The organism is Flavobacteriales bacterium (assembly GCA_013001705.1).
Taxonomy (GTDB): domain Bacteria; phylum Bacteroidota; class Bacteroidia; order Flavobacteriales_D; family JABDKJ01; genus JABDLZ01.
Genome location: JABDLZ010000033.1, coordinates 1 through 7,987, shown reverse-complemented (window position 1 = coordinate 7,987; position 7,987 = coordinate 1). Strand labels below are relative to the sequence as shown.

The 7,987-nt window shown below is 50.3% G+C and carries 8 protein-coding genes; 3 read left to right on the top strand and 5 right to left on the bottom strand.

Translation table 11 applies throughout. The annotated features are described in order from the left end of the window. The 4 genes from HKN79_01035 to deoC form a co-directional block, all read right to left on the bottom strand. Positions 1-990 (bottom strand): SLC13 family permease (locus HKN79_01035; GenBank protein NNC82135.1); only part of this gene is annotated, 990 nt, incomplete at its 3' end. A 12-nt stretch (positions 991-1,002) separates the two neighbouring features. Next, on the bottom strand, positions 1,003-1,881 hold the full coding sequence (locus tag HKN79_01030) for an aldehyde dehydrogenase family protein (protein ID NNC82134.1): 879 nt from the start codon (positions 1,879-1,881) through the stop codon (positions 1,003-1,005). Positions 1,882-1,891: 10 nt separating this feature from the next. Further along, positions 1,892-3,331, bottom strand: coding sequence for an aldehyde dehydrogenase family protein (locus HKN79_01025; protein NNC82133.1), 1,440 nt, complete (start codon positions 3,329-3,331; stop codon positions 1,892-1,894). A gap of 20 nt (positions 3,332-3,351) precedes the next feature. Continuing rightward, positions 3,352-4,272, bottom strand: a complete 921-nt coding sequence (deoC, locus tag HKN79_01020; GenBank protein ID NNC82132.1) for a deoxyribose-phosphate aldolase — start codon at positions 4,270-4,272, stop codon at positions 3,352-3,354. A gap of 228 nt (positions 4,273-4,500) precedes the next feature. Between deoC and cysC the strand changes: the two genes are divergently transcribed. Genes cysC through cysN form a run of 3 tightly spaced genes read left to right on the top strand, consistent with a single transcriptional unit; the run spans position 4,501 to position 7,322 of the window. Further along, complete coding sequence (gene cysC / locus HKN79_01015; protein NNC82131.1) at positions 4,501-5,109, top strand: adenylyl-sulfate kinase; 609 nt, start codon at positions 4,501-4,503, stop codon at positions 5,107-5,109. After that, complete coding sequence (gene cysD / locus HKN79_01010; GenBank protein ID NNC82130.1) at positions 5,109-6,014, top strand: sulfate adenylyltransferase subunit CysD; 906 nt, start codon at positions 5,109-5,111, stop codon at positions 6,012-6,014. Before cysC ends, cysD begins: the two co-directional genes overlap by 1 nt. Before the next feature lie 30 nt (positions 6,015-6,044). Then, on the top strand, positions 6,045-7,322 hold the full coding sequence (gene cysN / locus HKN79_01005; protein NNC82129.1) for a sulfate adenylyltransferase subunit CysN: 1,278 nt from the start codon (positions 6,045-6,047) through the stop codon (positions 7,320-7,322). A 6-nt stretch (positions 7,323-7,328) separates the two neighbouring features. Here cysN and lptB read toward each other — a convergent pair. After that, on the bottom strand, positions 7,329-7,987 hold a 659-nt coding region (gene lptB / locus HKN79_01000; GenBank protein ID NNC82128.1), incomplete at its 5' end, for an LPS export ABC transporter ATP-binding protein.

Sequence of the window (7,987 nt, the reverse complement as noted above, 5' to 3'; positions counted from 1 at the left end):
ATTGAAAAGACTCCTGAATTCGGAGCGTTTCACCTTTTTGTTGACCAGGTCGCTATTCGGGGTTACGACCAGTTCTACGATACTGTCCCTATCTGCCTCGGGGATGGTAGATCTAGAAGGAAGGCTCAATCCCAATTTCGGACTACTCAACTGGGCCACACTCATGGTATCCCCCACGAACAGCAGCCGGTCACCCTCTAGTAGTTTTGCGTCTGGCGGTGCCGGTCTGACGACCCGATTCTTCTTGATGATCTCAAATAGGAAGAGGTCTTCCATATTCCTTAGCCCTGCTTCTTCGACCGTCCGCCCGATCAAGGGTGATCCTTTTTTGACAATGGTCTCAACACAGTATTCCCTTCCTCGGTCTGATATTGAATCATCCGGAGAAGATTGCGGCAATAAGGTTCTATGGAATAAGAGCAGATAGACGATTCCTATCACCAACATGGGTACTCCTACGTATACGAAGTCGAAGATCTCTAGCCCCTCTTCACCATACTCGATGGCGAGTCCATTGGCTATCAGATTGGTCGAAGTCCCTATCAGTGTGACACAGCCTCCTAGTATAGAAGCGAAGGAGAGGGGAATGAGGTATTTGGCAACATCTTCCCCATGTTCCTTGGTCCATTTATTGACATAGGGCATCATCATGGCCACAAGAGGCGTATTGTTCAGAAAGGCAGAGGCCACCCCTACTCCACTCAGCATCTTGATATAGAAGAATCTGGGGCTATCCTTCTCTTTGAAGAATGCTCCGAATGCCTGATCGATGACCCGTGTACGGCCAAGTGTACTACTCAGGATGAGTAGGAGGATGATAACTGCCAATTGCTCATTGGCAAAGCCATGCAAGGCTTCTTGGGGACTAATGACTCCAGAGATTAGGAGCACGGAGACCCCGATGACAAAACTTATCGCAGGGCGGAGATACTCCTTATACAGGAATACGATAAGGAATAGAATGACCGCAACTACGATGTACGCCTCCATAGGTAGGCTGGATCAATAACCAGACCCTGAAGGCCCGATATTCTCGATGGGATGCCAGGTGGTCTTGACCTCACAGAAGTCCTTGATCAGATAAGGATCCTGCGCTGAGTCCTTGTCCCATTTCCGGTCATATACCCGGATTCGCTTCATGTTGCTTGACGCTCCTTTCTTCAGTAGTGTGATCTCCTTCTTATCTGAACCATCATAGGCTATCGCATTGAGATCCATGTGCTTGACCACATGCTCGATCAATTCCTCCCGCCTTCCGGTGAGAATGTTGACCACTCCACCGGGCACATCCGAGCTGTGGAGCACTTCTGCAAAGGTCACCGCAGAAAGAGGCTTTGTTTCACTGGCGAGGATGATCAGCGTATTACCACCGGCTATGATGGGTGCTACCAAAGAGATCAGTCCAAGAAGTGAGGAGCTTTGATCGGCAAACTGAAAGACGACACCCGTGGGTTCGAGCACGGAGAAATTGAAATGTGAGGAAGCTACCGGGTTGACTGCGCTGAAGATCTGTTGATACTTATCACACCAGCCTGCATAGTGGATGAGGCGATCGATACTGGTACGTACTTCGCTTTCTGCCTTCTTCTTTGTGCTTCCCTGCAGCATCGCTTCCTCGATGAATTGTGCTTTGCGGGTCTCGAGCATCTCTGCGATACGGTATAGTATCTGGCCTCTGTTATAGGCCGAACGACCTGCCCATCCGGCTTGGGCCGCTCGAGCAGCCGTCATGGCATTCCTGAAGTCCTTTCTTGAACTGAGGCAGATGTTTCCTAAAGCCTGCCCATCAGCTTCTGGGACATAATACCGGCCGGACTCCGTTCGGGGAAATTTTCCACCGATATAGATCTTGTAGGTCTTGAGTACTTCTAGTCTTTCCATGGTCGATCACTTAAGCGATGTTGAGATAGGCTGATAATCCATGCAGGCCACCTTCTCTTCCGAATCCACTCTCCTTATACCCTCCGAATGGGCTTGTCGGGTCGAACTTATTATAGGTGTTCGCCCAGACCACTCCTGCTTTCATCTGCGAAGTCATATTGAAGATCTTGCTTCCCTTGTCGGTCCATACCCCGGCACTGAGTCCGTAGGGTGTGTTATTGGCCTTCTTTATGACCTCGTCCACGGTGCGGAAGGTCTGTACGGCCAGGACCGGCCCGAAGATCTCTTCTTGGGCGATGCGATTACTCTGGGCTACTTCGGTGAACAGGGTCGGCTTACACCAGAATCCTTTCCGTGGAATGCTGCATGCAGGTTGATAGAACTCTGCCCCCTCTTTCTTCCCGATGGAGATATATCCCTTGATGGTCTCCAATTGATCTTTGGAGTTGATCGCTCCTATGTCGGTGTTCTTGTCCAAGGGGTCACCTACTATCAGGCTATCCATGCGGTGTTTCAACTTACGGATGACCTCGTCATGCACTGATTCCTGCACAAAGAGCCGTGAACCTGCACAGCATACATGTCCCTGATTGAAGTAGATACCATTGACAATCCCTTCTACGGCCTGGTCGATGGTGGCGTCTTCAAAAATGATGTTGGCCGCCTTACCTCCGAGTTCGAGCGTACAGGATTTATCCGTGCCGGCAATGGCTTGTTGAATGATCTTACCCACCGCGGTACTTCCTGTGAAAGCCACCTTGTCCACATCTTTATGCTCTACGATGGCCGCGCCCACTTTGCCATGTCCAGTGACGATGTTCACCACGCCCGGTGGCAAGCCTGCCTCTTGGATGATCTCAGCGAGCTTGAGTGCCGTAAGTGAGGTAGTCTCGGCCGGTTTGAGAACTACCGTATTTCCACAGGCCAAAGCAGGTGCGATCTTCCAAGCAGCCATGAGCATGGGAAAATTCCAAGGGATCACCTGACCCGCAACTCCTAGACTTTGAGGCTCTCGGTTGGGAAATGCATAGTCCAGTTTATCGGCCCAACCTGCATAATAGAAGAAATGTGCCGCAGCTAAAGGAATATCGACATCTCTAGCTTCTCGTATGACCTTTCCTCCATCCAGTGATTCGATGACGGCCAACTCACGTGCACGTTCTTGGATCATACGGGCGATGCGATAGATATACTTGGCCCGTTCAGAGCCTGGCATCTTCTTCCAATGCTTCACATAAGCGTTTCTCGCTGAAGCGACAGCTCGATCCACATCATCACTCGTAGACTCGGTGATCATGGCCAGTTTCTCTTCATTGGCCGGATTGATGGTTGCAAAGCGTTTTCCTTTCTTGGAAGGAACGAACTCGCCTCCGATGAACAGGTCATACTCCGAGCGCAGACTGATGTGGTCCTTGCTTTCTGGCGCAGGTGCCAGATCCCATCCATTCATAGTTCCATTCTTCTTCATGCTCAGTCGATTGAAAAGTAATCTGCCGATTGATAGGCTCCACTCCGTTGTTTCATGATCTGCATCAATACATCATTGGCCAGACTGCTGGCCCCGAATCTGAACCACTCGTTGCTCAGCCACTCATTGCCCAGAGTCTCTTTGACCATGATAAGATAATGCAAGGCGAGTTTGGAATTCGAGATTCCACCAGCGGGTTTCATGCCCACCATCTCTCCGGTCCTGAAATAATGATCACGGATAGCCTCCAGCATCACAAGGGTCACAGGCATGGTGGCTGCGGGTTTGATCTTGCCGGTACTTGTTTTGATGAAGTCCCCCCCAGCAGCTATAGCAATATCACTGGCCATGCGCACTTTATCGAAAGTGCCCAACTCCCCGGTCTCCAAAATGACCTTCAATCTGGCCGTGTCACATGCTTCTTTCACAGCAGCTATCTCATCATATACGTATCGGTATTCGCCCTGGTGGAAACGACCGCGCGAAATGACCATGTCCACCTCATCAGCTCCTTGGTCTACAGCCATGCGTACATCATCCAGTTTCAGCTCCAAAGAACTGTTTCCACTAGGAAAGGCAGTGGCCACGGACGCTACTTTGATCTTCGACCCTTTGAGTTCTTTCTTGGCAAGTCCAACGAAGTTGGGATAGACACAAACTGCCGCTACAGTGGGGATATCCTCAGCTGCATCATGAAGGTGCTGGGCTTTGTAACAGAGTTGCTTGACCTTCCCCTCTGTGTCCATTCCTTCCAAGGTGGTGAGGTCGATCATATTCAAGGCCATGGAAAGCCCATGGAGCTTTGCCTCTTTCTTGATACTGCGCTTGGTGAAACGTGAAGCGCGTTCGATGACTCCTACTTGATCCACCGTAGGAAAACTGGTGGGAAGGGGATACATGGCGGCTTTTCTCAGTGTAGACATACTGTGATCCTTGATCGGAACACAAAGATGGTCGAATAAAAAGAGAAAATGAAGCTGCAGCAGGATGGACGACCTGAAAATCCCTGAACGGAATCGTAAGAAGAATCCATTGATAAACTCGACTGCGATCATGCTCTTCATCTATGAACCTTCCATTGTGACAGAAGCCTAGGGATGCTAGACAGCTTGTACTGAAAGGCTTACATTTGCAGCCGTTTTTCAGCTTGAATGAAAGAGGAACAGGGCAACATCTTCACGGTATTCGATGAAATGCTCCCAAGGCATGATAAAGAACTGATGCTCAATCAACGAGCCTCGGTATTCTGGATGACTGGCTTATCGGGAAGCGGTAAGACCACCATAGCCAAGGGATTGGAACGCAAGCTCCATGCTGATGGATATCTCAGTCAATTGCTCGATGGGGATAACATACGGGCCGGAGTCTGTAATAATCTCGGCTTTGCTGAAGATGACCGGAAAGAGAACATCCGTAGGATAGCCGAGGTCAGCAAACTATTCATCCACTGTGGGGTCATCTGCATCAATTGCTTTGTAAGCCCCACTGAAGAGATCCGGGCGATGGCACGCGATATCATCGGTCCAGATGATTTCCAAGAGGTATACATAAACACCCCCTTGGAGATATGCGAGGGCCGGGATGTCAAAGGTCTCTACAAGAAAGCCCGTGCAGGTGAGATTCCTGATTTCACCGGGATAAGCGCTCCCTTTGAAGCACCTTCCTCCCCAGCTTTGGAGCTGAAGACCGAGAACAAAAGCATTGAAGACTGCGTAGATGAACTCTACCGCTTCATTATCACTAAAATCACATTGAACTGATGGGTGCATATAGCCTGACACATTTAAAAGAACTGGAATCAGAATCCATCTATGTCCTACGAGAAGTGGCTTCTCAATTCGAGAATCCGGTCATGCTTTTTTCTGGAGGGAAGGACTCGATCGTGATGTTCCATTTGGCACGAAAGGCCTTCTGGCCCGGAAAGGTGCCCTTCCCGCTGCTCCATGTAGATACCGGTCATAACTTCCCAGAGACCATCGAGTTCCGGGACCGCTTAATGGAAAAGACCGGAGCCAAGCTCATCGTGGGTTCGGTACAGCAATCCATCGATGAGGGCAAGGTGATGGAAGAGAAAGGGATCAACGCCAGTCGGAACGCCCTGCAGACCGTCACGCTATTGGAATCATTAGAAGCCGGTAGGTACGATGCAGCGATGGGAGGTGCGCGTAGGGATGAAGAAAAAGCACGGGCCAAGGAGCGTTTCTTCTCTCATAGGGATGAATTCGGACAATGGGACCCTAAGAACCAGCGGCCAGAACTCTGGAACATATTCAACGGAAAGAAGCAGATGGGTGAGCACTTCCGGGTATTCCCCATCTCCAACTGGACCGAGATGGACATTTGGCAGTACATCCTCCACGAGAATATAGACCTGCCGTCCCTCTACTTCAGCCATACGCGTGAAGTATTCGAGCGGGACGGTGTCTTACTTGCGGCTACAGAAGTGGTGCCACGCAAGGATGACGAAGAGGTCAAGGAGATGGTCGTCCGTTTCCGTACCATCGGGGATATGACCTGCACCGGAGCGGTGGAATCCGATGCTGATAGCTTGGAGAAGATCATCGATGAGGTCTCCTCTACGCGGGTCACCGAGCGCGGTGGTCGTTCCGATGACAAACGCTCAGAAGCGGCCATGGAAGACCGTAAGAAGGCAGGATATTTCTAGACACAACACTGAAAAATACATTCAGATCACATGACATCTCAAAAAGGATATCTCGATATGGACCTGCTCCGTTTCACCACGGCAGGTAGTGTGGATGACGGAAAATCGACCTTGATCGGTCGTATGCTCTTCGATAGTAAATCCATCTTCCAGGATCAGATGGAGGCCATAGAGAAGGCCAGCGAAAGACTAGGAGGCGATAGCGATGAAGGAGTGAATCTCGCTCTACTTACCGATGGACTGCGCGCAGAGCGGGAGCAAGGTATCACCATCGATGTGGCCTATCGCTACTTTGCGACTCCCAAGCGTAAATTCATCATAGCCGATACCCCGGGACACATCCAGTATACCCGTAACATGGTGACAGGAGCGAGCACGGCCAACTTGGCCATCATCCTGGTGGATGCCCGACACGGTATGGTTGAACAGACCTGCAGGCACGCATTCATCGCCTCCTTGCTGCAGATTCCTCACATCGTGTTCTGCATCAACAAGATGGACTTGGTGGATTACAAGGAAGAGGTCTTCGATGACATCAAGGAAACGCTGGACGATTTCTGTACCAAACTGGAGGTCACCGATGTGCGCTTCATTCCTATCTCTGCTTTGAAAGGGGACAATGTGGTACATAAGTCTGAGAATATGGACTGGTATGAAGGTGCCACCCTCATGTATACTTTGGAGAATGTCCACATCTCTGGTGATCACAATCATGTGGACTGCCGATTCCCGGTGCAGTACGTCATACGCCCTCAAACGGCCGAGTATCCGGACTATCGTGGCTATGCAGGTCGTATTGCGGGTGGAGTCTTCAAACGGGGTGATGAAGTCACTCTACTCCCTTCTGGATTCACGTCCAAGATAGCGGCCATCGACACCATGGATGGAGAAGTAGAAGAAGCCTTTGCACCGATGAGTGTGACCATACGTCTAGAAGACGAATTGGACTTGAGCAGAGGGGGAATGATCGTACGGACCAACAATCAACCCGAGGTAGAACAGGATATCGAGATGATGGTCTGTTGGATGGGCGAGACTCCTTTGCAACCCAATGGGAAGTACAGCATCAAGCATACCTCGAAAGATGCACGTTGCATCGTCAAGGAAGTGTACTACAAAGTAGATATCAATACCCTTCACCGCATGGAGGACGATAAGTCCATCGGGATGAATGATATCGGCCGCATCAAGGTGAGGACCACCGATCCTTTGTTCCATGATAAGTACACCCGAAATCGCATCACGGGAAGCGTGATCCTGATCGATGAGGCCACCAACAGCACAGTTGGGGCGGGAATGATCATCTGATCCTGTTCAAAAAGTCTTTCGCTTCAGCTCGAAATGCTTACCGAGGTAGAGCTTACGTACCTGCTCATCTTCAGCTAGCTCTTCGGCCGTGCCTTGTTTAAGGATACTTCCTTCAAAAAGCAGATAGGCCCGGTCAGTGATACTCAGCGTCTCATTCACATTGTGATCAGTGATCAATATGCCGATGTTCTTCTCTTTGAGTCGGGCTACAATGCTCTGTATATCCTCCACAGCAATGGGGTCGACCCCGGCAAAAGGTTCATCGAGGAGAATGAATTTCGGATCGGTGGCCAAGGCGCGTGCTATCTCGGTCCTTCTCCGTTCTCCTCCACTTAAGAAATCGCCCCTGTTCTTTCTGACATGTCCTAGGCCGAATTCATCGATCAAGGATTCCACTTTGAGCTCCTGCTCCTTCTTACTCAGCTTGGTCATTTCCAAGATGGCCTTCAGATTATCCTCCACAGTTAGCTTTCTGAATACAGAGGCCTCTTGCGGTAGATAACCCACCCCTAATTGCGCTCTACGGTACATGGGCTCTTCGGTGATGTCCCTGTCGTCCAAGAAGATACGTCCATTCAGTGGCGTTACCAACCCTACGATCATATAGAAGGAGGTCGTCTTTCCCGCTCCATTGGGTCCGAGCAATCCTACGATCTCACCTTGGG